The organism is Xenophilus sp. Marseille-Q4582 (genome assembly GCF_916700565.1).
Lineage (GTDB): Bacteria > Pseudomonadota > Gammaproteobacteria > Burkholderiales > Burkholderiaceae_C > Xenophilus.
This window is the reverse complement of record NZ_CAKAKO010000003.1, coordinates 15,394-39,286: the sequence shown is the minus strand read 5'-3', so window position 1 is coordinate 39,286 and position 23,893 is coordinate 15,394. Positions and strand designations below refer to the sequence as shown.

The 23,893-nt window shown below is 70.8% G+C and carries 22 protein-coding genes; 4 read left to right on the top strand and 18 right to left on the bottom strand.

Annotated features, from left to right (window positions below; genetic code table 11):
- Positions 1 to 141: 141 nt before the first annotated feature.
- Positions 142 to 987 (top strand): NAD-dependent protein deacetylase, encoded by an 846-nt coding sequence (locus tag LG388_RS10670; RefSeq protein ID WP_225782818.1) that lies wholly within the window; start codon positions 142 to 144, stop codon positions 985 to 987.
- Here the strand turns inward: LG388_RS10670 and LG388_RS10665 are convergent, their stop codons facing one another.
- From LG388_RS10665 to LG388_RS10650, 4 genes are all read right to left on the bottom strand, one after another.
- Positions 988 to 2,274, bottom strand: coding sequence for an amidohydrolase family protein (locus tag LG388_RS10665; RefSeq protein ID WP_225782817.1), 1,287 nt, complete (start codon positions 2,272 to 2,274; stop codon positions 988 to 990).
- A gap of 121 nt (positions 2,275 to 2,395) precedes the next feature.
- Positions 2,396 to 2,848 carry an HIT family protein gene (locus tag LG388_RS10660; protein WP_225782816.1) on the bottom strand — a complete coding sequence of 151 codons (453 nt, stop codon included), beginning with the start codon at positions 2,846 to 2,848 and terminating at the stop codon, positions 2,396 to 2,398.
- A gap of 140 nt (positions 2,849 to 2,988) precedes the next feature.
- The gene (locus LG388_RS10655) at positions 2,989 to 4,878 is read right to left on the bottom strand and encodes a hypothetical protein (protein ID WP_225782815.1); all 1,890 of its coding nucleotides are present in this window, start codon (positions 4,876 to 4,878) and stop codon (positions 2,989 to 2,991) included.
- A 29-nt stretch (positions 4,879 to 4,907) separates the two neighbouring features.
- Entirely contained in the window at positions 4,908 to 5,507 is a 600-nt protein-coding gene (locus LG388_RS10650) for a hypothetical protein (protein WP_225782814.1), read from the bottom strand.
- A 102-nt stretch (positions 5,508 to 5,609) separates the two neighbouring features.
- On the opposite strand from LG388_RS10650, the gene LG388_RS10645 reads away from it, so the two are divergent.
- The gene (locus LG388_RS10645) at positions 5,610 to 6,698 is read left to right on the top strand and encodes an IS5-like element ISCte5 family transposase (RefSeq protein WP_225781276.1); all 1,089 of its coding nucleotides are present in this window, start codon (positions 5,610 to 5,612) and stop codon (positions 6,696 to 6,698) included.
- Here LG388_RS10645 and LG388_RS10640 read toward each other — a convergent pair.
- The 9 genes from LG388_RS10640 to LG388_RS10600 form a co-directional block, all read right to left on the bottom strand.
- Positions 6,689 to 8,173 carry a DUF4347 domain-containing protein gene (locus LG388_RS10640; RefSeq protein WP_225782813.1) on the bottom strand — a complete coding sequence of 495 codons (1,485 nt, stop codon included), beginning with the start codon at positions 8,171 to 8,173 and terminating at the stop codon, positions 6,689 to 6,691. The two genes, LG388_RS10645 and LG388_RS10640, sit on opposite strands and share 10 nt — an antisense overlap.
- Positions 8,174 to 8,368: 195 nt before the next feature.
- Positions 8,369 to 9,292 carry an ABC transporter permease gene (locus tag LG388_RS10635; protein WP_225782812.1) on the bottom strand — a complete coding sequence of 308 codons (924 nt, stop codon included), beginning with the start codon at positions 9,290 to 9,292 and terminating at the stop codon, positions 8,369 to 8,371.
- Positions 9,293 to 9,376: 84 nt separating this feature from the next.
- Positions 9,377 to 10,438, bottom strand: coding sequence for an ABC transporter permease (locus LG388_RS10630; RefSeq protein WP_225782811.1), 1,062 nt, complete (start codon positions 10,436 to 10,438; stop codon positions 9,377 to 9,379).
- Complete coding sequence (locus tag LG388_RS10625) at positions 10,435 to 12,234, bottom strand: ABC transporter ATP-binding protein (protein WP_225782810.1); 1,800 nt, start codon at positions 12,232 to 12,234, stop codon at positions 10,435 to 10,437. The genes LG388_RS10630 and LG388_RS10625 overlap by 4 nt, the downstream gene beginning before the upstream one ends.
- Positions 12,216 to 13,166, bottom strand: coding sequence for a 5'-methylthioadenosine/S-adenosylhomocysteine nucleosidase (locus tag LG388_RS10620; protein ID WP_225782809.1), 951 nt, complete (start codon positions 13,164 to 13,166; stop codon positions 12,216 to 12,218). The genes LG388_RS10625 and LG388_RS10620 overlap by 19 nt, the downstream gene beginning before the upstream one ends.
- On the bottom strand, positions 13,163 to 14,167 hold the full coding sequence (locus LG388_RS10615) for a BMP family protein (protein ID WP_225782808.1): 1,005 nt from the start codon (positions 14,165 to 14,167) through the stop codon (positions 13,163 to 13,165). The genes LG388_RS10620 and LG388_RS10615 overlap by 4 nt, the downstream gene beginning before the upstream one ends.
- A 120-nt stretch (positions 14,168 to 14,287) precedes the next feature.
- On the bottom strand, positions 14,288 to 14,917 hold the full coding sequence (upp, locus tag LG388_RS10610) for a uracil phosphoribosyltransferase (protein ID WP_225782807.1): 630 nt from the start codon (positions 14,915 to 14,917) through the stop codon (positions 14,288 to 14,290).
- A 95-nt stretch (positions 14,918 to 15,012) separates the two neighbouring features.
- Positions 15,013 to 16,329 carry a URC4/urg3 family protein gene (locus LG388_RS10605; protein WP_225783568.1) on the bottom strand — a complete coding sequence of 439 codons (1,317 nt, stop codon included), beginning with the start codon at positions 16,327 to 16,329 and terminating at the stop codon, positions 15,013 to 15,015.
- An 89-nt stretch (positions 16,330 to 16,418) separates the two neighbouring features.
- Positions 16,419 to 17,759: a GTP cyclohydrolase II gene (locus LG388_RS10600; RefSeq protein ID WP_225782806.1), complete on the bottom strand. Its 1,341-nt coding sequence runs from the start codon at positions 17,757 to 17,759 to the stop codon at positions 16,419 to 16,421.
- A 222-nt stretch (positions 17,760 to 17,981) separates the two neighbouring features.
- Between LG388_RS10600 and LG388_RS10595 the strand changes: the two genes are divergently transcribed.
- Entirely contained in the window at positions 17,982 to 18,452 is a 471-nt protein-coding gene (locus LG388_RS10595) for an energy transducer TonB (RefSeq protein WP_225782805.1), read from the top strand.
- Between the two features lie 24 nt (positions 18,453 to 18,476).
- Here the strand turns inward: LG388_RS10595 and LG388_RS10590 are convergent, their stop codons facing one another.
- From LG388_RS10590 to LG388_RS10575, 4 genes are all read right to left on the bottom strand, one after another.
- Entirely contained in the window at positions 18,477 to 19,493 is a 1,017-nt protein-coding gene (locus LG388_RS10590; protein ID WP_225782804.1) for a metal-dependent hydrolase, read from the bottom strand.
- A gap of 64 nt (positions 19,494 to 19,557) precedes the next feature.
- Positions 19,558 to 20,346 carry a tRNA (guanosine(46)-N7)-methyltransferase TrmB gene (gene trmB / locus LG388_RS10585; protein ID WP_225783567.1) on the bottom strand — a complete coding sequence of 263 codons (789 nt, stop codon included), beginning with the start codon at positions 20,344 to 20,346 and terminating at the stop codon, positions 19,558 to 19,560.
- Complete coding sequence (gluQRS, locus tag LG388_RS10580) at positions 20,346 to 21,290, bottom strand: tRNA glutamyl-Q(34) synthetase GluQRS (RefSeq protein WP_225782803.1); 945 nt, start codon at positions 21,288 to 21,290, stop codon at positions 20,346 to 20,348. Before gluQRS ends, trmB begins: the two co-directional genes overlap by 1 nt.
- Before the next feature lie 7 nt (positions 21,291 to 21,297).
- Positions 21,298 to 22,365, bottom strand: a complete 1,068-nt coding sequence (locus tag LG388_RS10575; RefSeq protein ID WP_225782802.1) for an NAD(P)/FAD-dependent oxidoreductase — start codon at positions 22,363 to 22,365, stop codon at positions 21,298 to 21,300.
- Between the two features lie 143 nt (positions 22,366 to 22,508).
- Between LG388_RS10575 and LG388_RS10570 the strand changes: the two genes are divergently transcribed.
- On the top strand, positions 22,509 to 22,859 hold the full coding sequence (locus LG388_RS10570) for an antibiotic biosynthesis monooxygenase (RefSeq protein ID WP_225782801.1): 351 nt from the start codon (positions 22,509 to 22,511) through the stop codon (positions 22,857 to 22,859).
- Positions 22,860 to 22,892: 33 nt separating this feature from the next.
- On the opposite strand, the gene LG388_RS10565 is transcribed toward LG388_RS10570, so the two are convergent.
- Positions 22,893 to 23,864: a LysR family transcriptional regulator gene (locus tag LG388_RS10565; protein WP_225782800.1), complete on the bottom strand. Its 972-nt coding sequence runs from the start codon at positions 23,862 to 23,864 to the stop codon at positions 22,893 to 22,895.
- Positions 23,865 to 23,893 lie beyond the last annotated feature (29 nt).

Genomic DNA, 23,893 nt, shown 5'->3' with positions numbered 1-23,893 from the left:
CACCGATCCCGTTGATCAGAATCAAGTCAGAAAACAAAGAACTGACAACTTTCAAATTGTCTTCTGGAGTTACTACATGTGTCAATTAAGCCGTAGGTGCTCATCCGGCGTCTCGCTGGCGCATCCCCTATGCTGGCAGCTATGCAAAGTGCCCCCGATGCCCTGACCGCCTTCGTGCGCCGCCATCCGCGCCTGTTGGTGCTGACCGGGGCGGGTGTGAGCACCGAGTCGGGCATTCCCGACTACCGCGACGCCAACGGCGACTGGAAGCGCACGCCGCCCGTCACCTACCAGGCTTTCATGGGAGACGAAGCCACGCGCCGGCGCTACTGGGCGCGCAGCATGGTCGGCTGGCGCGTGATGGGACAGGCGCGCCCGGGCCCGGCCCACCGCGCGCTGGCGCAACTGGAAGCGGCCGGGTGCGTGCAGCTGCTGCTGACCCAGAACGTCGATGGCCTGCATGACGCGGCCGGCAGCCGCCGCACGCTGGACCTGCACGGCCGCATCGACACCGTGCGCTGCATGGCCTGCGAGGCGCGCACGCCGCGCGCCGAACTGCAGCAGCGCCTGCTGGCGGCCAACCCGGCCTGGGCGGCGCTGAGCGCCAGCGTGGCCCCCGACGGCGACGCCGACCTGGAGCACACGGACTTCGGCGGTTTCGCCGTACCCGCCTGCGCGCGATGCGGCGGCCTGCTCAAGCCCGACGTGGTCTTCTTCGGCGAAAGCGTGCCGCGCGAACGCGTGCAGGCGGCGCTGGCGGCCGTGCAGGCCAGCGACGCCGTGCTGGTGGCCGGCTCCTCGCTGATGGTCTATTCGGGCTTTCGCTTCGTGCAGGCCGCTGCCGCCGCGGGAAAGCCCGTCGCCGCCATCAACCTGGGCCGCACGCGCGCCGACGATCTGCTGGCGCTCAAGGTGGCGCGGCCTTGCGGAGACGCACTGAGCGCGCTGGCGTCGGCAATGGCGACGCGGCGCAGCGCCGCCGCGTGATCAGGCGCGACCGCGCGCCGGCATGAAGCTGGTCTGCGCCGGCCGCCCCGGCAACTGCAGCTGCGCCGTGGCCGCCGGCGTCTCGGCCAGCAGCCGGCCCTGGCGCCAGACTTTCAGGCGCGCGGCGCGCAGGCGGATGGCTTCGACCGGGTCGCGCGCCTGCAGCAGCACGAAGCTGGCGTCGCAGCCCGGCGCCAGGCCGTAGTTCTGCAAGCCCATCACGCGCGCGGCGGCGCCGGTCACGGCGTCGAAGCACTGGGCAATGCCGGCCTGGCTGGTCATCTGCGCCACGTGCAGGCCCATGTGCGCCACTTCCAGCATGTCGCCCGAGCCCATGCCGTACCACGGGTCCATCACGCAGTCGTGGCCGAAGGCGACGTTGACCCCGGCCGCCAGCAGCTCGGGCACGCGGGTCATGCCGCGGCGCTTGGGGTAGCTGTCGTGGCGGCCCTGCAGCGTGATGTTGATCAGCGGGTTGGCGATCACGCTGACGCCCGCCTCGGCGATCAGCGGCAGCAGCTTGCTCACGTAGTAGTTGTCCATGCTGTGCATGGAGGTGCAGTGCGAGCCCGTCACGCGGCCGTGCAGGCCCAGGCGCTGGCTTTCGAAGGCCAGGGTCTCGATGTGGCGCGACAGCGGGTCGTCGCTCTCGTCGCAGTGCATGTCCACGCGCAGGCCGCGCTCGGCCGCCAGTTCGCACAGCAGCTTCACGCTGGCCGCGCCGTCGGCCAGGGTGCGCTCGAAATGCGGGATGCCGCCCACCACGTCCACGCCCTTGCCGAGCGCGCGGGTCAGGCTGTCCAGCCCTCCCTTCGTGCGCAGCACGCCGTCCTGCGGGAAGGCGACCAGCTGCAGGTCCAGATAGGGCGCCACCCGGCGCTTGACTTCCAGCAGCGCGTCCACCGCCAGCAGGCTCGGGTCGCTGGTGTCCACGTGCGTACGGATCGCCAGCAGGCCCTTGGCCACGGCCCAGTCGCAGTAGGCCAGCGCGCGCTCGATCAGCGCCTCGGCCGTGAGCAGGGGCTTGAGCTCGCCCCACAGCGCGATGCCCTCGAGCAGCGTGCCGCTTTCGTTGACGCGCGGCAGGCCGTAGCTCAGCGTCGCGTCCATGTGGAAATGCGGATCGCAGAAATGCGGGCTCAGCAGCAGGCCGCCGGCATCCACGGTCTCATGGGCGGGCAGGGACAGGCCGGGAGCGACGTCGGCAATGCGGCCGCCTTGCACGGCGACCGACATGCCGGTGCGGCCGTCGGGCAGGGTGGCGTGAGTGATGAGCAGGTCGAGCATGGGCGTCGCGGAAGGGCGTTGAGGACGGGCGTTGCGGGGGCGTGGCGGGCCGTGCAGGCAGTGTGCCAGCCGGGGCATCGCCTGCGGTGGCGATGCGGCGGTCAAAGCCGCGCGGTGGGTGTCAGTCAGGCGATGCGGCCAGCGCCTCGCGCAACCGTGCGGCGTAGCCCTGCAGCACCTCGGCACCGGGCTCCTGGCGCCGCCAGCTCAGCGCCAGTCCGTCATCGCTGTGGCGCGGCACCACATGCATGTGGTAGTGGAAGACGGTCTGCCCGGCCGCACGGCCGTTGAACTGCGCCAGCATCAGGCCTTCGGCCGCGAAAGCCCGTTCCGCGGCGCGGGCCACGCGCTGCGCAGTCCGCATCACGGCCGCGGCCTCCTCGGGGCTCAGGTCCAGTACGGTGACTGCATGGCGCTTGGTCGCGACCAGCACGTGGCCCGGGTTGACCTGGCCGATGTCCATGAAGGCGAGGGTCAGCTCGTCTTCGTGGATGCGCGCGGCGGGGATCTCGCCCGCCACCAGCTTGCAGAAGATGCATTGGCCGGGGGGCGTGGTGTCGACGAACAGGGGCATGGATGAGCGGTGGAAGTGGAAGGCCTGGATTCAGGCCCGAGGATATAACCGCTGCACGAGCCGTGCCGCTGCCTGGGTGACGCCGGAAGGCGCGCGGGGCCTGCGGCCCGCATTCGGCCGCGCGAGCTCCGCCTCGCGACTCAGGCCCAGTCGAGGTACGCGATGCCGGTTTGTGCGTAGCCGATCAGGTCGGCGGCGGCGGCCGTGGCCGGCAGCTGTGCCGCGTACCCGATCAGCTCCGCCTGGTCCCAGCCCTGCAGGGACATCAAGCCCAGGGCGGCCTGGACCTCCAGCGCCTGGGCCGCTTGCCCGGTGACATGGGTGTAGAGCAGCTGGACCAGCGCTTCGTCGGAATTGCTGCCGGCCAGCCGTGCCGTCACGCCCTGGTCGACCAGCAGGCGGATGGTGCTGTCCAGACCATGCTCGTCGATGGACTTCAGCACGTCGCCGACCAAGGCCTGGTTGTCGAGCGAGGCCTTGCCGGCCAGGGCCGTCATCAGGCTCAGCGCCTGACCCGCGGGGCCGTCCGGCACATCGAAGGCCAGGGCGCCGTCTGCGAAGCGCACGCGTTCCATGCCGCTGAGCAGGTCCGTCACGCCGGCCTCGTTCGTCACCGCGAGGCTGCCGTCGTTCAAGCGCTGCACGGTGAACTTGCTGGCGGCGCCGGCATAGGTCACGGTGTCGATGCCCTGCAGGCCTTCGATGCGGTCGGCGATGCCGGCGCGGTCACGGAAGACGTCGGCTTGCGAGGTGCCATACAGCGGCCCCGAGTAGGCTTGATAGGGCAGTCCGCCCAGCATCAGCGCTGGCAGGTCTGCCCGAAGCGCCGTCTGCTCCAGTCCCGCGGCGATGCGCACCAGCTCGATGCCGCTGTAGCCGCCATCGGTCTGGAAGGCCTGCAACTGCTGCAACTCCGCCGGCGAAGGCGCATGTCCGACCACATTCGTGAACAGCAGGTTCAGCAGCGCAGCGCTGCCTGCGCCGCCCGCCAGGTCGGCAATCACTCCCTGTTCCCACAGCAGCTGGAGCGTTCCCTGGACGCCGGCGGTGTCCAGATAGGCGATCACTTCGCCCACCAGCGCAGCGTCCCGCGAGGCCTGGGGCCCGAGGAGCACCGTGATCAGCCGCAGCGCGGTGCCCGCCGCCGCATCGGCGCCCAGGTCCAGGGCCACCTCGCCATCGTCGAAGCGCAGGCGCTCGATGTCCGTCAACGTGTCTTGGCCGCTGACCGGGCCGCTCACGACATGGCTGCCATCGGCTTGGCGCTCGATGCGGTAGTCGGCCCGTTCGCCGGCATAGATCACCGTGTCCAGGCCAGCGCGTCCATCGATGCGGTCGTCGCCAGTGCCGCCCCGCAGTTCGTCGGCGCTCGGGCCGCCCTCGACCGTGCCGCCCGCCGGGACGGCCACGGCCGAGGCCTGCACCTGTTGCGCAAAGCCTCCCCCGTCGACATAGCTCACACGCACGCCCAGTTGCGCCCCGGCATCGGCGGAGACGACCCGGTAGCTGGCCGCCGTGGCGCCCGGGATGTCCTGGCCGTCGCGCTGCCACTGGTAGCTGTACCCCTCTGGGCCGGGCAGGCCGTCGAGGTCCCGCAGGCTGGACAGGCTCACGGCGACGTGTTGTCCCACCGCCGCCGTCCCGGTGATGCCGGGGCGGCCTTCGGGCGCATCGTTGACATCCGCCACGCGTGCGGTGGCGGCAGAGGTCACGGCTTCCGGCGTCCCCTGTCCGTCCACATAGCTGGCGCGCACGCTGATGGCTCGCCCGACATCGGCCTGGTCCAGGGTGTAGGTGCTGGCCGTCGCATGGGCGATCTCCTCGCCGTCGCGCAGCCACTGGTAATGCACGACGCCCATGCCGTCCGCATCTGCCAGGGTGTTCGAGGCCGTCAGCGTCTGCTTCTGGGTGGCCGCGCCCTCCACCGTCACGCCGCCGGTCGGCGCGTCGTTCACATTGGCCACCGCCGCGGTCACGGGCGACTCCACGCTCTCCAAAGTGCCCTGGCCGTCGGTGTAGCTGGCCCTCACGCTGATGGCCTGGCCGACGTCGGCCTGCGTCAGGGTGTAGGTCTCGCCGGTGGCGCCGTCGATGGCCTGGCCGCCGCGCAGCCACTGGTAGCTGAGGGTGCCCAGGCCGTCGAGGTCGTCCAGGTCGTTCGAGGCCTGCAGCGTTTCGTTCTGCGTGGCCGTTCCGGTGATGGGACCGCCCCGGTGGGCGCATCGTTGACATTGGCAACCGTGGCAGTGGACGAAGACGTCACGCTTTCCGGCGTGCCCTGCAGGTCCACATAGCTGGCGCGCACGCTGATGGCCTGGCCGACGTCGGCCTGCGTCAGGGTGTAGGTCTCGCCGGTGGCGGCGTCGATGGCCTGGCCGCCGCGCAGCCACTGGTAGCTGAGGGGGCCCAGGCCGTCCGGGTCGCTCAGGGTGTGGGCGGCCGTAAGCACGCTGTGCTGGGCCGCCGTGCCGCTGATGGTCACGGAGCCGGTGGGCGCGTCGTTGACCGGCACGACCGAGACATTCGCGGTGATCGAGGTCGCGGTGGTGTTGTTGCTGGCCCCGCTGTCGGTGACCTGGGTGATCGTGACGACACGCAGGCCGGCTGTGGGCGCATCGCTGGCGTTGCGGTAGCTCATCGCATCGATGAGCGCATTCATCTGCGCATCGGTACGGTTAACAGGCCGTTGAAAAATCCCCTGCGAGCGTCCGCGTCGGCCGCTACGATCTGAAGCCATCCCGGAACAACTGCGACAAGAAAGATGAGAGGCAACCAAGACTTCCAGGGGGCGATGTTTAGCTACATCAGCCTTGAAGAAAGAGTGCCAGCGGCACACCCGCTGCGCAAGTTGCGCGCCGTGGTGGATGCGCTGCTGTCGAGCATGAACAGCGAGTTCGAAGCGGTGTACGCCCGCCGTGGCCGCCCCTCGGTGCCGCCGGAGATGCTGCTCAAGGCCTTGCTGCTGCAAATCCTGTTCTCCATCCGCAGCGAACGCCAGCTGGTCGAGGCGGTCAACTACAACCTGCTGTACCGCTGGTTCGTGGGCCTGAACATTGAAGACAAGGTCTGGGACCACTCCACCTTCAGCGCCAACCGCGAACGCCTCTTCAACGAAGACCTGGCGCGCGCCTTCTTCGAGCGCGTCAAGCTCAGCGCCCAGTGGGGCCGGCTTGCCAGCGACGAACACTTCAGCGTGGACGGCACGCTGATTGAGGCCTGGGCCTCGCACAAGAGTTTCAAACGCAAAGACGACGACAGCGGCACGCCACCCGGACGCAACCCCGAGGTGAACTTCAAAGGGCAGGAGCGCTGCAACGACACCCACGCCAGCACCACCGATGCCGATGCCCGGCTGTTCAAGAAGAGCGCGGGCGACAAATCTCGCCTGTGCCACATGGGGCACATCCTCATGGAGAACCGCAACGGGCTGATCGTGGATGTGGAGATCACACATGCCAGTGGCACCGCCGAGCGCGAGGCGGCGCTGGCGATGCTCAAACGCCGGGGAAACAAGAACAAGCGGGCCACGGTCGGGGCCGACAAAGGTTACGACAGCCAGGCCTTCATCAAGGGCTGCCGAAAGCTCAAAGTCACGCCACACGTGGCGGCCAAGGACAAGCACTCGGCGGTCGATGGCCGCATCCGGCGCCACGAGGGCTACAAGACCAGCCTCAAAGTGCGCAAGCGCATCGAGGAGGCCTTTGGCTGGATCAAGACAGTGGGTGGTCTGGCCAAGACCAAATTGATCGGTCAGGCCAAGCTCGCGGGCCAGGCGCTGCTGTGCTTTGCCACCTACAACCTGGTGCGCATGGGCAGTCTGGGCGGCTGGTGGGACGCGCATCATGCGTGAACCATGGGATACGTGCGCCCGGAACGGGCAAAACGGCCTGCAAACAGGCCGAAATGGCCGCTCCAATCGCTGCGCAGGCCAGTTTGGGCGATCCGTTTCTTCGAAATCCACGACCCTGGCGCGTTCGATGAGCATTTTTTCAACGGCCTGTTAAGGTTGCTCAGGGTGATCGTGGCCGTGGTGCCGTTCACCGACACGCTGTAGTTGCCCCCCTGCGCCAGCACGCTGCTCCCGTTCACCAACGCGATGCTGGTTCCCCCGATGTTCAGAGACTCCAGGGCGCCATTGGCGCTGCCGATGTTGCTCACCGTCAGCGTCATGCCGGTGAAGGTCTGCCCCGCATCCCGCGTTTGCGCATTGATGCCCGAGAAAAGGTCCACGGCCACGCCGTTCTCGATGAAGCTTGCCGACGCGCCGGTGGCGCTGAGGCTGGGCGCCTGCAGGGCCGGCGCCGCGGGCCCGGTCACGTGGAACGTGATCGTGTAATCCAGCCTGGCGCTGCCGTTGAAGGCCACGCCCAGCATGTAGTTGCCGCTTCCCAGGGTCTGGGTGATGGTCTGCGATCCCAGGGAGAAGAACTGGTCGGTGCCGGCCTCCAGGCTGGACAGGTGGATTTTCGGATCCAGGCCCAGGCTGACATTGCGGTACTCGATCGTGAAGCTCGTGACGCTGCTGCCCGCGGCCACGAAGATCGGGATGTTGTCCACGTCGCTGGCGAAGTTCACGGAGCCGGTGAAGGTGTAGGAGCCCGTCTGTTTCAGCTCCCAGGGGGTGACCCAGCCGGTTGCCCAGTCGAAGTAGACCGACTCGATGTCGGCACCCTCGGCATGCACCACCGAATTCGGCGTGCTCGGCAGGGTGGCCAGCACGTGGTTCCACGCCTGCATGGCTGGCGCACGCTCGCCCAGCGAGGCCACGGCCGGCCGACCCACGCGGGAGTCCAGGTGCCAATCGCCGCCGAGTTGCGTGCTGCCGGTGGGCGTGCTGGACGCGGCCACCGCCGCACCGGTCCGCTGCGCAAGCAAGCTGATGAAGCCGCGCCCCCTCTCATCTCGATCCAGTTCGCATCCGTACAGCAGGATGCTCGCGCTGTCGGACAGGCAAGCGCCAATGCTGGCCAGTTCTGGGGTCCGCTGCGCCAGCTCTTCCTCTCCGATCCAGGCGTGGCCCCATCGAAGCGCACCCGGCCGGCCATGGCTCAGCACATGGATGGCGTCGATACCCGCGGCCTGGGCGCCGGCATGGGCCGCCATCTGCTGCAGACCGTCCGCATGGTCGTCCAGGAAGATGGGGCGCACCCCGGCCGGCTGCGCCCTGGCAAGCGCTTCGCGGCCAGGAACGTCGCTGAAGATGAACGCGAGTTTAGTAGGGGTGGTTTTTTTGCATGGCGGCATGTCCAGTCGAGGAGGGAAGGCCTGCGCGCAGCGCCATTCGTCCCCGTTGGCAATGGATGTAACGCCATGATTCTCGCGCAAGCTATCGTAACGCTAAAAGTTAACAAACGTATCGTGCCGCATGCGAGATGGTCCACGGGACACCGTTCGCGGAGAACTCGGCCGCCGGCTGGGCCAGCGCAAGCGACCGGCCCTGCCTTGGCGCGGGCCGGTGCGAAGAGAGCAGGAGCCAAGGGCCGGCGCTGCGAGCGCCGCCAAGAGGCGCCCAGCGATGGCTTACCGCTCGCCCTTGCGGTAGGGCTTCATCAGCGCCTGCGGATAGGCCGCCTTGCGCGCCACCAGCACCAGCGCCAGGATCGACAGCGCATAGGGCAGCATCAGGTACAGCTGGTAGGGCAGGAGGGCATCGCCGGACTGCTGCAGGCGCAGCTGCAGGGCATCGAACACGGCGAAGAGCAGGGCGCCCAGCAGGGCCTTGCCGGGCCGCCAGGAGGCGAACACCACCAGCGCCACGCAGATCCAGCCGCGCCCGTTGACCATGTTGAAGAAGAAGGCGTTGAAGGCCGACAGCGTGAGGAAGCTGCCGGCCACACCCATCAGCGCCGAACCCGCGACGATGGCTGCCGTGCGCATGGCCGCGACCGAGACGCCCTGGCTTTCGGCCGCCTGCGGGTTCTCGCCCACCATGCGCAGCGCCAGGCCCGCGGGGGTGCGGTACAGAAGCCACGCCAGCAGCGGCACCAGCGCCAGGGCCAGCAGGGTCAGCGGCGTCTGCGCGTTCAGGATGGGCACGGGTAGCCAGTCCATGGGCGCGAAGGGCGCGATGGTCGGCGGCTCGCTGACCTTCGGGAAGCTCACGCGGTAGCCGTAGTAGGCCAGCGCGGTGGCCAGCAAGGTGATGCCCAGGCCCGCCACATGCTGCGACAGCGCCAGCCCGACGGTGAGCAGCGCATGCAGCAGCCCGAAGAGGGCGCCTGCCAGCGCGGCGACCCCCACGCCGACCCACAGCGGCCAGCCCGCGTACACGGCCAGCCAGCCCGCGAAGGCGCCCGCGACCATGATGCCTTCGATGCCCAGGTTCAGCACGCCCGCGCGTTCGCACAGCAGCACGCCCAGCGTGCCCAGCACCAGCGGCGTGGCGATTCGCAACACGGCGATCCAGTAGGCCGGGTTGGCGAGGATGTCGAGGAGATCGGTCACGGGTGCGCCCTTCGGCCTGTGGTCTGCCGCGCCGCGCGGGAACGCGCTGGCCGGGGCCGGCGATGTGTTGCGCTCATGCCAGCCTCACTTCCAGCGCACGCGCCATTGCGCGAGCAAGGTTGCCACCAGCACCGAGATCAGCGCGGTGGCCACAATCACGTCGGCGATGTAGGTCGGCACGCCCACGGCGCGGCTCATGCTGTCGGCGCCGACCAGCACCCCGGCCACGAAGACGGCCGCTGCGATCACGCCCAGCGGATGCAGCCCGGCGAGCATGGCGATCACGATGCCCGTGTAGCCATAGCCCGGCGACATGTCGAGCGTGACGTAGCTCGCACGCCCCGCGACCTCGATCGCGCCGGCCAGGCCGGCCAGCGCGCCCGACAGCAGTGCCGTGAGCACCACGGTGCGCGGCACCGGCACGCCGGCGAAGGCCGCGGCCCGGGCATTGGCACCGGTCGCGCGGATGTCGAAGCCGAGCACCGTGTGCCTGAGCAGCGCCCACACGATCACGGCCAGCGCCACGGCCCAGAGCAGACCTGTGTGCACGCGCGTCTGCGCCACCAGCTTGCCCAGTTCCAGATCGGGCTGCAGGCCCACGCTCTGCGGCCAGCCCATGGCCAGCGGGTCTTTCATCGGCCCGTCGAGCAGCGCGCCCACCCCCAGCAGCACGATGAAGTTGAGCAGCAGCGTGGTGACGACCTCGTCCACGCCCAGGCGGCTCTTCATCAGCGCCGGGCCGAGCAGCAGCAGCGCGCCGGCCACGGCCGCCGCCAGCATCATGGCCGGGAACAGCAGCCACAGCGGCCATTCGAAGCCCGTGCCGCCATGCAGGCCGCCGATGGCCACGGCTGCGATGGCGCCCGCGTAGAGCTGGCCTTCGGCGCCGATGTTGAAGAGGCGTGCGCGAAAGGCCACGGCCACCGCCAGGCCCGTGAGCATCAGTGGAATGGCGCGCGTGAGCGTTTCACTCCACGCGAAGACGGAGCCGAAGCCGCCGGCCAGCAGCAGGCCGTAGGTGCGCCCGACCGGCGCGCCGGCCCCCAGCACGAGCAGGCTGCTGATCAGCAGCGTGAAGGCGATGGCGCCCAGCGGCGCCAGGACCAGCGCGAGCCGTGAAGTCTCGTTGCGGCGCTCCAGCCTCATGCGGCGCTCCCGGTGGCAGGGAGGCCGGCGCTGCCGGTGGCAGCCAGGCCGGCGCTGCCGGCCATGGCCAGGCCGATGGCTTCGCGCGTCCATTCGTGCGCGGCGCGAGCCGGGCTCAGCTGCCCGTCGTGCATCACGGCCACGCGGTCGCCCAGGGCCAGCACTTCGTCCAGATCGTCGGAGATCAGCAGCACGGCCGCGCCCGCGTCGCGGGCGGCGATCAGCTGCTGCTGCACGAAGGCGACGGCGCCGATGTCCAGGCCCCAGGTAGGTTGATGGGCGACGATGAGAAGTGGTGCCCCCACGCTCCCCGCTTCGCGAGGTTCGCTGCCCCCCAAGGGGGCGCTCGCCGCCTTGGGGCGGCCCGGCGGCGGCTCAGGTGGTGCCCCCACGCTCCCCGCTTCGCGAGGTTCGCTGCCCCCCGAGGGGGCGCTCGCCGCCTGGGGGCGGCCCGGCGGCGGCTCGGGTGGCGCTTCAGCCGTTGCGGTGCCGTCGGCTTCTGGAGCCATCAAGGCCCGGCCCAGGATCAGCTTCTGCATGTTCCCCCCCGACAAGCTGCGCGCCGCGGCCTCGAGGCCGCCGCCGCGCACGTCGTAGGTCTGGATGATCTTTTGCGCATGGGCGCGCGCGGCGCGTGGGCGCAGCAGCCGCAGGCCGGGCAGCAAGGGGCGCGAGAAGGCCGGGCCACGCAGGCGTTCGGACACCGCGTTCTCCCACACGGCCAGGTCGCCCACCACGCCAATGCCATGGCGGTCTTCAGGGATGCGCGCCACGCCGCGCTGCGCGAGCCGGGCGGGCGAGGGCGGCAGCGTTTCGTCGAGCAGGCGCGCCTGGCCCGCGACGGCGCGGCGCGTGCCGCTCAGCAGCTCGGCCAGCGCGACCTGGCCGTTGCCGGACACGCCCGCGATGGCCACGATCTCGCCCGCGCGCAGCTGCAGCGACAGGCCGCGCAGCCGGTCATGGCCGCCGCCCGCGGTGTGCACCTCCTGCAGGTCGCACACCACCTCGCCGACGCTGGGTGCGGGCCGGCGCTGCGGCACGGCCACGGCATGGCCGACCATCCATTGCGCGAGCTGGGCCTGCGTGCAGTCGGCGGTGCGCGCCTGCGCGACCAGCCTGCCCAGGCGCAACACGGCCACGCGGTGCGACACGCGCAGCACTTCGGGCAGCTTATGGCTGATGAAGATGATGGCCAGCCCCTGCGCCACCATCTGGCCCAGGGTGGCGAACAGGGCCTCGCTTTCCTGCGGCGTGAGCACGGCCGTGGGCTCGTCCAGGATCAGGATGCGTGCGCCGCGGTACAGGGCCTTGAGGATCTCCACGCGCTGGCGCTCGCCCACCGACAGGCTGCCGATGCGCGCCTCGGGCTGCACGGGCAGGCCAAAGCGTTGCGCGACCTCCAGCAGCTTCCGGCGTGCGGCGGCCCGGCGCGAGAAGGGCTGCCACAGCGGCTCGCTGCCCAGCATCACGTTGTCGAGCACGCTCAGGTTGTCGGCCAGCGTGAAGTGCTGGTGCACCATGCCCACGCCCGCCTCCAGCGCCGCGCGCGGGTTGCCCGGCGGCAGCGGCGCGCCGAAAACTTCCACCTGGCCCGCATCGGCCGTGTAGTGGCCGAAGAGGATGGACATCAGCGTGGACTTGCCGGCGCCGTTCTCGCCCAGCAGGGCGAGCACCTCGCCCGCGTGCAGGGCCAGCGAGATGTCGTCGTTGGCCTGCAGCGTGCCGAAGCGCTTGCTGATGCCGGCCAGCCGCAGGACCGGCGACGCGGCGTCGGCCGTCAACGCGCCGGCTGCCATTGGGCGAGGAAGGTCAGCAGCACCTGCGCCGAGTTGTCGGCCGCCAGCTTCATGAAGGTGCCCATCTCGTTGGCGCCGTCGCCGCCGCCGGCCAGGTCGCTCAGCGAGCGGAAGGCCAGGTAGGGCACGCCGTTGCTGTGCGCCACCATGCCCACGGCGGCGGTTTCCATGTCGACCACATTGGCCTGGAAGGTCTTGAAGGTGTATTCGCGGAAGGCCTTGTTGTCCATGAAGGCCTGTCCCGAGACACCGTTGCCGCCCACCACCAGCTTCGGCGGGTGCGTGAGGCAGGTGCCGGCCACGCAGGCCGAGAGATCCACCTTCAGGCGGCGCGCAGCGTCCAGCATGCCGGCATCGACCTCGAACCAGAACTTGTGCGTGAGCTTCGGCTGCGCGGCGGAGCGGAACTCCACCGCGCGCGGGAACATGAAGCCATAGCCGGGGAAGGTGTCGCGCGCAAAGGGCGGCTTCTCGTACTGGCCCGGAGCCGGTTCGCGCGCCATCAGCACTTCCAGGTACTGGCCCCATTGCGCCGGCACGGTCACGTCGCCGATGGACAGCTGCGGATTCACGCCCCCCGCGATGCCGCTGAACACCACATGGCTGACCTTGAAGCGGTCCAGCGCGAGCTGGGTGTTCATGGTCGCGTTAGTCATGCTGATGCCCGACAGGAACAGCAGCACCGGCTTGCCTTCGAGCGTGCCGGTGTGGAACTCGACGCCGTTGAGCGTGTGCGTGCGGGCGTCCTGCAGTTTCTGGCGCAGCAGCACCAGCTCGGGCGCGAAGGCGGAGATCACGGCCACGCGGGGCGTGGCGTCCAGCCGCACGCCTTCGGCGGGACCCCACGTGGCGCAGCCGCTCAGAGCGGCGGCCAGCAGCAGGGCGGCCGTCAGCCGGGCCAGGGGGGCACGCCCCTTCTTGCGGCGGCTCATCGGGCGGTGGATTTCGGTTGGCTGTCGTCGATCCTGACGCTGAACTTGCCGGCCAGGATCTCGGCTTCGCGCGCCTTCACGCGCGCCACCAGATCGGCGGGCACCTTCTTCTCGAAGGTGCCCAGCGGCGACAGCTCGGAGCCCTTGTGCTTCATGTGCGAATAGACGCCGTACTCCTCGGCCTTGAACTGGCCCTCCTTGACCAGCCTGAGCGCGCGGTCGATGGTCGGCTCCATGTTCCACAGCGCCGAGGCCACCACGGTGTCGGGGTACTGCGCCTGCGTGTTGATCACGTTGCCGATGGCCAGCACCTTGCGTTCCTTGGCCGCATCACTGACGCCGAAGCGCTCGGCATAGAGCACGTCCACCCCCTTGTCGACCATGGCGAAGGCGGCTTCCTTGGCCTTGGGCGGGTCGAACCAGCTGTTGATGAAGGTGACGGTGAACTCCACCTTGGGATTCACTTCCTTCGCGCCGGCCATGAAGGCCTGCATGAGGCGGTTGACTTCGGGGATCGGGAAGCCGCCGACCAGGCCGATCTTGCCGGACTTGCTCATGCCGCCCGCGATCATGCCCGTGAGGTAGGCCGGCTCCTGGATGTAGTTGTCGAACACGCTGAAGTTGGGCGCCTGCGGCTTGCCCGAGCTGCCCATGAGGAACATGGTCTTGGGAAAGTCGCGCGCCACCTTGCGGGCCGCCGCCTCCACGGCGAAGGCCTCGCCCACGATCAGCTGGTTGCCGGCGTTGGCGTACTCGCGCATCACGCGCTCGTAGTCGGCGTTGGCCACGTTCTCGGTGGCCTTGTATTCGATCTCGCCGCGCGCCTCGGCGGCCTTGAGCGCCTTGTGGATGCGGCCCACCCATTGCTGTTCGAAGGGCACCGTGTAGACGGCGGCGACCTTGAGCTTGGCGCCCTGCGCGAAGGCCAGGGCGGGCAGGCCCAGCGTGGACAGGCCGGCAAGCGCGGCGGCACCGAGGATCAGGGGACGGCGTTGGATCATTGTTTCTCTCCGGGGTTGGACGCTGCAGGCGCAAGCAGGAACGGTGCCCGGGGCAGGGCACCCGCGGCGCGCGTGGGGAGGTGGCGGGCGCCGCGGGCCGGGCCGCAGCGCCCGGCAGGGCTACTTGGTGCCGAAGATGCGGTCACCCGCGTCGCCCAGGCCGGGCAGGATGTAGCCATGGTCGTTGAGCTGGCGGTCGATGGCCGCGGTGTAGATCGGCACGTCGGGATGCTCGGTCTGCATGGTGCGAATGCCCTCGGGGCAGGTCAGCAGGCACACGAACTTGATCGACTTGGGGTTCAGCTCCTTGAGCCGCTCCACGGCGGCCGCGGCCGAGTTGCCGGTGGCCAGCATCGGGTCGACGACGATGATGTCGCGGTCCTGCATCTCGCTGGGCATCTTGAAGTAGTACTCGACGGCCGTCAGCGTCTTGGGGTCGCGGTACAGGCCGATGTGGCCCACGCGCGCGCCGGGGATCACGCTCAGCATGCCTTCCAGGATGCCGTTGCCCGCGCGCAGGATGGACACCAGCACCACCTTCTTGCCGTCGATCACCTTGGAGGTCATCGTCTCCAGCGGCGTCTCGACCTCGATGTCCTGCATCGGCAGGTCGCGCGTCACCTCATAGGCCATCAGCGAGCTGAGCTCGTTGAGCAGGCGGCGGAAGCTGTTGGTGGAAGCGTCCTTGCGGCGCATCAGCGTGAGCTTGTGCTGGACGAGGGGGTGGTCGATGACGGTGACGTGGCTCATGACTGGAGGGCGGAAAAAAATGGTTTGGTGCCGAGTTTGCCAGCCCGCGGGCGGGGGGCTGGCATGCGGCGCCGGCATGCGGGGGCGGCCAGGGGTCAGAACACCGTGCCGTCGCTCTCGATCTGCAGCGGCGGGCCGCCGCCTTCGCGCGCCCGCGCGGCGAGCACGCGGCCCGCGGCCCAGGTGCCGCCTTCGAGCACGCAGGCCAGCGGCAGCTCGGCCTCGGTCGCGTCCAGCTTGTGGCGCACCAGGGGCGCCAGCTCGTCGAGCAGGGCCACCGTGAGCGCGCGCCATTCGACGATGAACTCGTCGCCGGCGCGCCAGCGCTGTTGCAGCAGCGCCGGCTCGGCCGGGATCAGCACGCCGGCATCGAGCAGCAGGCCGCCGTTGCGGTATTCGGGCAGGCCGGTGAGCTCTTCCAGTCCTTCGACGCGCACGCCGCCGGCCTCGAAGGGCTCGATCAGCGAATAAGTGAGCCACTGCGAGAGCTTGTGGAAGGGCATCCAGCCCTTCGTGAGGCCCGGGCCGTCGACGGCGCTGTGGCGCCAGCAGTCGCCCAGCAGCAGCGCCGGATCGGTGGGGTCGGGCAGCAGGTTGCCGCCGTCGCCGGCCCGGCTGTCGATGCGGTTGGCCGCGGGCCAGATGGGCGACATCGAATGCAGCAGCTCGCTGAGGATGTCGTGCGCGCGCACGGTCGCCGTGGGCGGCACCTCCACGCCCTCGGGCGACACCAGGCGGTCGAACAGGCCGCCGGGCCGCTGCCGGTCCACGCCGAAAACGGCCGGCTGCTCGGCCATCACCTCGCCCAGGCGGCGCAGCAGGCCGGTGCGGCCGGCCATGCCGACCAGCGGATTGGCCTCGCTGACCTGGAAGGCCTCGGCCAGCCGGTCGGCCACCAGGCCGCGCAGGCCGGCGCCGTCCACCTGCAGCGGCCGTGCCGGGTCGGAAGAGAACAGCCCCGCCATGAAGGCGTGGTAGCTGGCCACGCCCAGGCCTTCGGAACGCGCGAAAGCCTGGCCGCTCGCCGCTTCGTGGTACTTCCAGTCCGGGCCGGCGCCGGCATCGAGCAGCACGCTGACCAGCACGAGGTCGATGTGCGCCTTGGCGCGCGCATGGGGCGACTGGTCGGCCAGGCGGCGGTTCAGTTCGCCCAGCCGGTCAACGCCGCCGGCCTCGAAATGCCGCCAGCGGCTGTGGTAGGGAATGGGCTGCCAGCCGTAGCGGTTGCGCGTCACGGCGGCCACTTCGCGCGCGGCGTCTTCGAGCGCGGCCGCATCGCCGACGCGGAACCAGCGTGACTCCCCGCGCCGCGCGCGGGCCAGCAGCGCCTGCGCGCGGCGGCGGATCTCGGCCGTGGTGCGCAGAAGGCTGGCCGCGCCTTCGGGCTGCTCGGCGTTGGGCACGCCTTCCATCGCCGGGTCCACGTGGCCGTGGGCGTCGGCGCTTTGCGTGGCCGGATCGCGCGTCGGCCGTGCCGGGTCCATGCCGTAGTCGCCGCGCGTCATTCGTTCAGCCCCCGGCCCTTGGCCTTCTTGAGTTCCTCGGCATCGGGCACCGCGCCCGGCGTGAAGTAGCCCGCCGCCATCTTGGCGTCCATCTCCACGCGTGCATCGGCGGGGATCAGCTCGTCGGGGATGTTGATGCGCTCGCCCACCTCGATGCCCGAGCCGGTGATGGCGTCGAACTTCATGTTGCTCATCGAGACGAGGCGGTGGATCTTGCGGATGCCCAGCCAGTGGAAGACGTCGGGCATCAGCTCCTGGAAGCGCATGTCCTGCACGCCCGCCACGCACTCGGTGCGGGCGAAGTACTGGTCGGCCGTGTCGCCGCCCACCTGCCGCTTGCGCGCGTTGTAGACCAGGAACTTGGTCACCTCGCCCAGCGCGCGGCCCTCTTTGCGCGAATAGGCGATCAGGCCCACGCCGCCGCGCTGCGCACCCGCGATGCATTCCTCGATGGCGTGCGTGAGGTAGGGCCGGCAGGTGCAGATGTCGGAGCCGAACACGTCGGAGCCGTTGCACTCGTCGTGGATGCGGGCCGTGAGCTCGACCGAGGGGTCGGCCAGGTCGCGCGGCTGGCCGAAGATGTACAGCGTCTGCCCGCCGATGGGCGGCAGGAAGACCTCCAGGTCGGAGCGCGTGACCAGCTCGGGGTACATGCCGCCGGTCTCCTCGAAGAGCACGCGGCGCAGGTCGGTTTCGGAACAATTGAAGCGTTTGGCGACCTCTGGCAGGTACCACACGGGCTCCACCGCCACCTTGGTCACGACGGCGGCACCGCCCGCGGTGAGGAACTTGCCGTCGGCCTTGAGCCGGCCCTTGTGCAGCGCGTCGATCACCTCGGGCAGGATCACATGCGCCTTGGTGACGGCGATGGTCGGGCGGATGTCGTAGCCCGCAGCCAGCTCGGTGGCGAAAACCTCGGCCACCGAGGCGCCCCAGGGGTCCAGGCTCACGATGCGGCCCGGGTCGCTCCATTGCGGGTAGGGGCCGATGACGTCGGTCGGCGCGGTGTTGGTCAGGTCGGCCTTGTGCTCGCGCTTGAGCGCACCGGCCGCCACGGCCAGCGCGCGGTACACGCTGTAGCTGCCGCTGTGGGTGCCGATGACGTTGCGGTGGGCGCGCGTGGTGGTGGTGCCGACGACCGGGCCGCGCTCGGCCGGCGTGGGAGCGCCCCAGCGGATCGGGATCGAGCCCAGCCCGCTGCTGTGCGAGGTGAGCCGGATATGGCGCGATGAACCCGGGGGATGGACGGGATGCGCGGCGCCCGGGCTGCTGGAAGGGGTGGGCGCGGCAGAGGCGGAGGCTGGACGGGCGGTTCCTGCGGATGGCACAACGGACATGAAGACCCCTCAAAAAACACAATGTAGCGAGGGCTCCGGGGACTGACAAGCGCGGACGCGCCCGCAGGCCTGCGCCGGATGGCGTAGAAAATCGCATCGCCGGCCGAGCCCCGCGCCGTGCCGCGCCGCGCGTGTGGATGCCACTGTGGGCTTCAAGGCCCCAACCGAAGGAACGATCCGTTGGGAGCCGCCATTTCCAGTTTTTCTGCTTCTTTCACGGCTGTGCGTCGCGCGCTGCTGGCCGGCGCATTGGGCCTGAACCTGGCCGCCTGCACCATGCCGAAGAGGGCGCCCACCGATGCCGACATGGTCCCGCAAGCCGGCGGCACCGGGGCTGCGGCGCCCGTGCCGGCCGATCTCCCGGAAGCGGCGCCGGTGCCGAGGCCCCCACGTGCGCCCGCGCCCGATTTCGCGCCGGCGGTCACGCCGCCGCAGCCGCGCGTGCGCCCGGCGCCCGACTACCCGCCGGCGCTCAGCAGGGAAGGGGTGGAGGGGCGCGTGACCGCGCGTTTCACGGTCGACGCGGCCGGCCGTGCGCAGGACCTGCGCATCGTGCGCGCCACGCATCCGCTGTTCGCGCAGGCCGTGCGATCCGCCTTGGCGCGCTGGCGCTTCGAGCCGGCGCGCGACGCCTCGGGGCGGCCGGTGCCGGCCCAGGCGCAGCAGAACTTCGAGTTCCACGCCCAGCCCTGACGGCCCGCGCCGCCGCAGGTGCGCTCAGCGCGCCGCGGGCTCGTGCCAGAGCCGATGCCACATGCGCCGCAGCTGCGCGCCGGCGTTGCGCGGGCCGTTGACGGCGGTCACGGCCACGGGCTGCCAGCGGCCATCGGCCGCGCGCTCGGCAATGCGGTAGCGGAAGCTGTAGTCGGGCTCGGAGCCCATGCGCAGGTCGGAAACGATCAGCGCGCCGCCGCGCACCTCGGCCTTCATGAAGCCGTGCGTGAACCACATCAGCCGAGCGACGGCCGGCTGCGCGGCCAGCGCCTGCAAGGCGGCGGATTCGCTCGCGTAGGACTGGAACTGCATCGGCCCGCGGTCCGCGACCAGCGAGCGTTCGCCTTCCAGGTAGCCTTCGGGCGTCATCACCACCACCCGCCACACCAGCGTGTTGAGCGGCAGCGGCACCGACAGGCGCGGCGCCGACGACAGGCCGCGTGCGGCCAGCGCCTCGTCGGCCGCACGGTCCACCAGCGCCTTGGCCGCCAGGGTCCAGCCCAGGTAGAGGCTGCTCAGCAGCAGGCCGCCGGCGACCAGGCGTGCACCGCGGGGGCGCGGTCCCGCGATCAGGGCGCCGATGAAGGCGAGCAGCAGCGGCAGCGTGTAGGCCGGGTCGATGATGAACACGCTGGCCCACATGACCGGCGGCGAGGGCCAGGGCCACCCCAGCTGCGTGCCGTAGACCGTGAACGCGTCCAGCAGCGGATGCGTGAGCAGCGCGAGCCAGATGGCCCAAAGCCAGGGCCGCGGCGCCTCGCGCACCGGCGTCCACATGCGGCGCAGCAGCGCCCACACCAGCCAGCCGAACAGTGCCAGTACCGGCAGCGAATGCGAAGGGCCGCGGTGCCAGGTGACGGCCGTCACCACATCGGCACCGATCAGCGCGAGCGGGATGCCGTCCAGGTCGGGCAAGGTGCCGAGCACGGCGCCGGCCAGCAGCGCCTTGCGGCGGTGCGCGGGCGGGACTGCGGCGGCCGCCACGCAGCCGCCCAGAACGACCTGGGTCAGGGAGTCCACGGAAACGGTCGAGGCAGAAGCGGGACGGCGCCGCCTGCGGGCGGCAGCACCCGCCGGAGCGGGCTCACGCGCGGCGGAACACGAGGTCCCAGACGCCGTGGCCCAGCCGGAGCCCTCGGTTCTCGAACTTGGTCAGCGGCCGGTAATCGGGCTTGGGCGCCCAGCCTTCGGGGCTGCCGCTGGTGTTGGCCAGCAGGGGCTCGGCGCGCAGCACTTGCAGCATCTGCTCGGCATAGGGCTGCCAGTCGGTGGCGCAATGCAGGTAGCCGCCCGGCGCCAGATGCTCGACCAGCTGGCGCACGAAAGGCGGCTGGATCAGGCGGCGCTTGTGGTGGCGCTTCTTGTGCCACGGGTCGGGGAAGAAGATGTGGATGCCGGCCAGCGATTGCGGCGCGATCATGTGCTGCAGCACTTCCACCGCGTCGTGCGCGCAGATGCGGATGTTGCGGATGTCCTGTTCGCCGATGCGCTTGAGCAGGGCGCCGACGCCGGGCTCGTGCACTTCGCAGCACAGGAAGTTGTCGTCGGGGCGCACGCGCGCGATGTGGGCCGTGGCCTCGCCCATGCCGAAGCCGATTTCCAGCACCGTGGGCGCGTGGCGGCCGAAAGCCGCGTCCACGTCGAGCCGCGCCTCGCGAAAGGGCAGCAGGAACTGCGGCCCCCATTGCTCGAAGGCCTTGCTCTGGCCCGTGGTGGTGCGCCCCGCGCGCCGCACGAAGCTGCGCAGGCGGCGATGCGGATGGCCTTCATCCGTGGACGGGACGGCGGTGGCGGCGGAAGGGGTGACCGGCGCTTCGGCGCCGGAAGAAGAGGCGGCGCCGGGCGCGCCGGGAAGGCTGGAAGGGCTGGAGATCACAGCGCCGGATTGTAGAGAGCGGCCCAGGGCGCGATGCCCGCGGCCAGCAGCTGCGCGGGCGTTTGCGCATCGGCCGGCACGGGCAGGCCCAGGGCGCGCAGCGCGCCCTGCAGCAGGGCCCGCACGGCTTCGGGCGAGCCGGTGTCCAGCGCCTGCGCGCCGTTCTGCTTGGACAGCTTCTGTCCGTCGGCCGCCAGCACCAGCGGCGTGTGCAGGTAGCGCGGCGTCGGCAGGCCCAGCGCCTGCTGCAGCAGGATCTGGCGCGGCGTGTTGTCCGCGAGGTCCTCGCCGCGCACGACGTGCGTGACGCCCTGGTCCGCATCGTCGACCACCACCGCGAGCTGGTAGGCCCAGGGGCCATCGGCGCGGCGCAGCACGAAATCGCCCACGGCCCGCGCCACGTCCTGCTGCTGCGCGCCCAGGCGGCGGTCCTGCCAGTGCACCCCGCCCGGCCTGCGCCAGGTGGCAAAGCGCCAGGCGCGCGCCGTCTTGCCCCGCAGACCCAGGCGGCAGGTGCCGGGGTACACGCGTTCGCCATGCCGCGCATGCGCCACGCCCTGGGCGCGCAGGGCATCGTCGATCTCGCGGCGCGTGCAGCCGCAGGGATAGGCCAGATCGAGGGCGATCAGGCGCTGCAGCGCAGCGTCATAGCGCGCCGTGCGCTGCGTTTGCCACACAGGCGGCGCGTCGGGCACCAGCGCGAAAGCGGCCAGCTGGGCCAGGATGTGCTCCCCCAGCCCCGGCAGGCAGCGTTCGGTGTCGGCGTCCTCGATGCGCACCAGCCAGCGGCCGCCATGCGCGCGCGCATCGAGCCAGCTGGCCAGTGCGGCGACCAGCGAGCCCGCATGCAGGGGGCCGGTGGGCGAGGGGGCGAAACGGCCGACGTAGCGCGTGGCCGCCGCCGGCGCGGGGAAGAGGGTGGCCGCGTGCGACGCGTTCACACCCCGCTCAGGCGGCTGCGGCCAGAGCCAGTTCCAGCCCCGACACGAAGGCGTCTTCCACGCGATGGCCGATGCACCAGTCGCCCGCCACGCCCAGTCCGGCGTTCGCATCCCACAGGTGGCTGCGGCCCAGCGGGGTTTCGGTCTTGGCCTCGGTCCACAGGCGCGCCTGCGCCCAGGCCGGCTCGACACGGATGCCGGTGATCTCGCCAAAGGCGCGCAGCAGCTTGGCCTGCACGCGCGCCGCGTCGTCATTCAGGTGCTCGCGCGACCAGTCGGCGCTGGCCTGCACCGTCCAGCGCTCGATGCTGCCGCGGCCCGGCTTGGAGGATTCGCGCGCCACCCAGGCCACGCGGTGGTGCGTGGAGCGCGCGCAGTTCCATTGCGGGCCCAGGTGCGGCAGGCCCGGCTGGCTGGCTTGCGGAAAGGCCATCTGCAGCGACCAGCAGGGTGCGATGCGCACGTCGGCCAGCGCGGCATGCAAGGCGGGGGCGGGCGCTTCGAGCAGGCGGCGGGCGGCACCGGGCGGCACGGCGCACAGCACGGCGTCGAAGCCCGCATGCACGGCGCTGCTGTCGGCTTCGCCCTGCGTGCGCAGCTGCCAGCGCGTGGGCTCCAGCGTGTCGGCCTCGAGGGCGACCACCTGCGTGCACAGGTGCAGGGCATCGCCCAGCGGCGCGGCCCAGTGTGCGGCCAGCGCGCCCATGTGCGGCACGGCCACCCAGTGCGACTCGCGCGTGGGCAGCGCCGCCTCGACCACGCGGCCCATCGCATCGAGCACGCGCACCGCATTGGCGCTCCAGCGCTTGCAGGGCGCGGCGGTGGCGTCGAGCGCCCGCTGGAAGCGCGCATCGCGCACCGTGAAGTACTGCGCCCCGGTGTCGAAGCTGCCATGGCGCGATTCCTCGCCGGCAAGGCGACCGCCCGCCTTGCCCTGCGCCTCGAAGACTTCCACCTCCCAGCCGGCCTGCGCCAGCGTGCGGGCCGCAGCCAGCCCCGCGATGCCGGCACCGATGACGGCGATGCGGCGCGCGCCGCGAACGGGAGAGAGCGAAGGACGGGACAGGCGTGCCATGGTGTTCAGGAGAGTCGGTGCGCTCCGACTCTAACCGTTGCCCCGGGCGTTTTTGCCCGCGCGAGGCAAGGAGAAGCTCCTCTTGCATCACACTGCGGCTTGGTTCCTACTGCTGCGCGTACTGCGCGCGCCGGCTCGTCTTCATGTATTCGTCCACCTTCGTTTTTGCCCGCCACCGACTCGACGACGACTTCCGTGCGCTGGATGCCGAGATCACGGCGGTGGCCGAAGGCCTGGCGGGCTTTCTCGGTGCGGAAAGCTGGGAGAACCCCCAGAGCGGGCTGGTCTCCCGGGTCTTCTACTGGGACTCGCTGGAGGACCTGCAGCAGCTGATGGTGCATCCCAGCCACCTGCGCGCCAAGGCCGCGCACGAGCGCTGGCTGTCGGGCTACCAGGTCATCATCGCCAAGGTCATGCGTGTGTACGGCGACACGCGGCTGGACCCTCTGCTGCCCGTGAACGCCGGGACGCATGCGCGCAGCCGCGGCGGCTGAAGGTGGCCGCCAGCGCGCCGGCCGGGCGCACGTTCAGCGGCCGCGGTGCTGCGTGAGCAGGGCCTCCCGCGTGCCCGCATGGTCCAGCTGCTGCAGCCACCATTGCAGGGCCAGGCCGGGCTGGCCGGCCGCGCGGCTGCGCCAGGCGCAGTGCAGGGTGCCGTGCGGGGGCACGCGCTCGGTCGCCAGTTCCACCAGGTGGCCGGCCGCCAGCCAGGGGCGGGCCATGGGCTCGGGCAGGAAGCCGCCGCCCAGCCCGTGCAGCTGGGCATGCAGCTTGGCCTGCAGGGTGGGCACGGTGAGCAGGTCCTGCCCGCCGACCAGGTTCACGCTCAGGCTTTCGCCCTGGCGCGCCGAATCGGCCGCCACCACCCCGCGGTGCTGGCGGATCACGGCATCGGGCAAGGGCTGCGCTTCTCGCGCCAGCGGATGGTGCGGCGCCACCACGTAGACGAAAGGCAGCTCGCCCAGCGGCCGGCTCTGGATGCCCGAGGCCGTGAGCGCGAGCCGGGCGGCGTCGAGCACACTGCCGATGGCCAGGTCCGCCTCGCCGCGCACCAGCGCCTCCACGGTGCCGAACAGCGTTTCGTCGCGCAGCTTGAGCCGCGTGGGCGGCTGCTGGGCGTAGAAGGCGCCGATCAGCTCGTACAGCGGGTCGCGGGCGATCACGCCGTCCACGGCCAAGGTCAGCTGCGGCTCCCAGCCCGTGCCCACGCGGCGCACGCGGTTGGCCACCGCGTCGATCTCGGTCAGCAGCCGGCCGGCCTCGCGCAGCAGCTCCGCGCCGGCCGCCGTGAGCCGGGCCTGCCGCGCGCTGCGGTCGAACAGCAGCACGTCCAGCGCGTCCTCGATCTGGCGCACGCGGTAGCTCAGGGCGCTGGGCACCAGATCGAGGGCGCGGGCCGCGGCGGCAAAGCTGCCGTGGCGCACGATGGCCTGCAGCATGGCCAGCGAATCGGGCGTGAGCACGTCGCGCGGCTGGATGGGGGAGGCGGGGGCGGGCATGCGCAGATTTTCATTCAAATGATTTGAAT

What these genes read in the sequence shown, in the direction of transcription:
- LG388_RS10670 (WP_225782818.1), top strand. Translation starts at nt 142, where the DNA reads ATGCAAAGTGCCCCCGATGCCCTGACCGCCTTCGTGCGCCGCCATCCG.
- LG388_RS10665 (WP_225782817.1), bottom strand. Translation starts at nt 2,274, where the DNA reads ATGCTCGACCTGCTCATCACTCACGCCACCCTGCCCGACGGCCGCACC.
- LG388_RS10660 (WP_225782816.1), bottom strand. Translation starts at nt 2,848, where the DNA reads ATGCCCCTGTTCGTCGACACCACGCCCCCCGGCCAATGCATCTTCTGC.
- LG388_RS10650 (WP_225782814.1), bottom strand. Translation starts at nt 5,507, where the DNA reads ATGAATGCGCTCATCGATGCGATGAGCTACCGCAACGCCAGCGATGCG.
- LG388_RS10645 (WP_225781276.1), top strand. Translation starts at nt 5,610, where the DNA reads ATGAGAGGCAACCAAGACTTCCAGGGGGCGATGTTTAGCTACATCAGC.
- LG388_RS10630 (WP_225782811.1), bottom strand. Translation starts at nt 10,438, where the DNA reads ATGAGGCTGGAGCGCCGCAACGAGACTTCACGGCTCGCGCTGGTCCTG.
- LG388_RS10625 (WP_225782810.1), bottom strand. Translation starts at nt 12,234, where the DNA reads ATGGCAGCCGGCGCGTTGACGGCCGACGCCGCGTCGCCGGTCCTGCGG.
- LG388_RS10620 (WP_225782809.1), bottom strand. Translation starts at nt 13,166, where the DNA reads ATGAGCCGCCGCAAGAAGGGGCGTGCCCCCCTGGCCCGGCTGACGGCC.
- LG388_RS10615 (WP_225782808.1), bottom strand. Translation starts at nt 14,167, where the DNA reads ATGATCCAACGCCGTCCCCTGATCCTCGGTGCCGCCGCGCTTGCCGGC.
- upp (WP_225782807.1), bottom strand. Translation starts at nt 14,917, where the DNA reads ATGAGCCACGTCACCGTCATCGACCACCCCCTCGTCCAGCACAAGCTC.
- LG388_RS10605 (WP_225783568.1), bottom strand. Translation starts at nt 16,329, where the DNA reads ATGGAAGGCGTGCCCAACGCCGAGCAGCCCGAAGGCGCGGCCAGCCTT.
- LG388_RS10600 (WP_225782806.1), bottom strand. Translation starts at nt 17,759, where the DNA reads ATGTCCGTTGTGCCATCCGCAGGAACCGCCCGTCCAGCCTCCGCCTCT.
- LG388_RS10575 (WP_225782802.1), bottom strand. Translation starts at nt 22,365, where the DNA reads ATGGCACGCCTGTCCCGTCCTTCGCTCTCTCCCGTTCGCGGCGCGCGC.
- LG388_RS10570 (WP_225782801.1), top strand. Translation starts at nt 22,509, where the DNA reads ATGTATTCGTCCACCTTCGTTTTTGCCCGCCACCGACTCGACGACGAC.
- LG388_RS10565 (WP_225782800.1), bottom strand. Translation starts at nt 23,864, where the DNA reads ATGCCCGCCCCCGCCTCCCCCATCCAGCCGCGCGACGTGCTCACGCCC.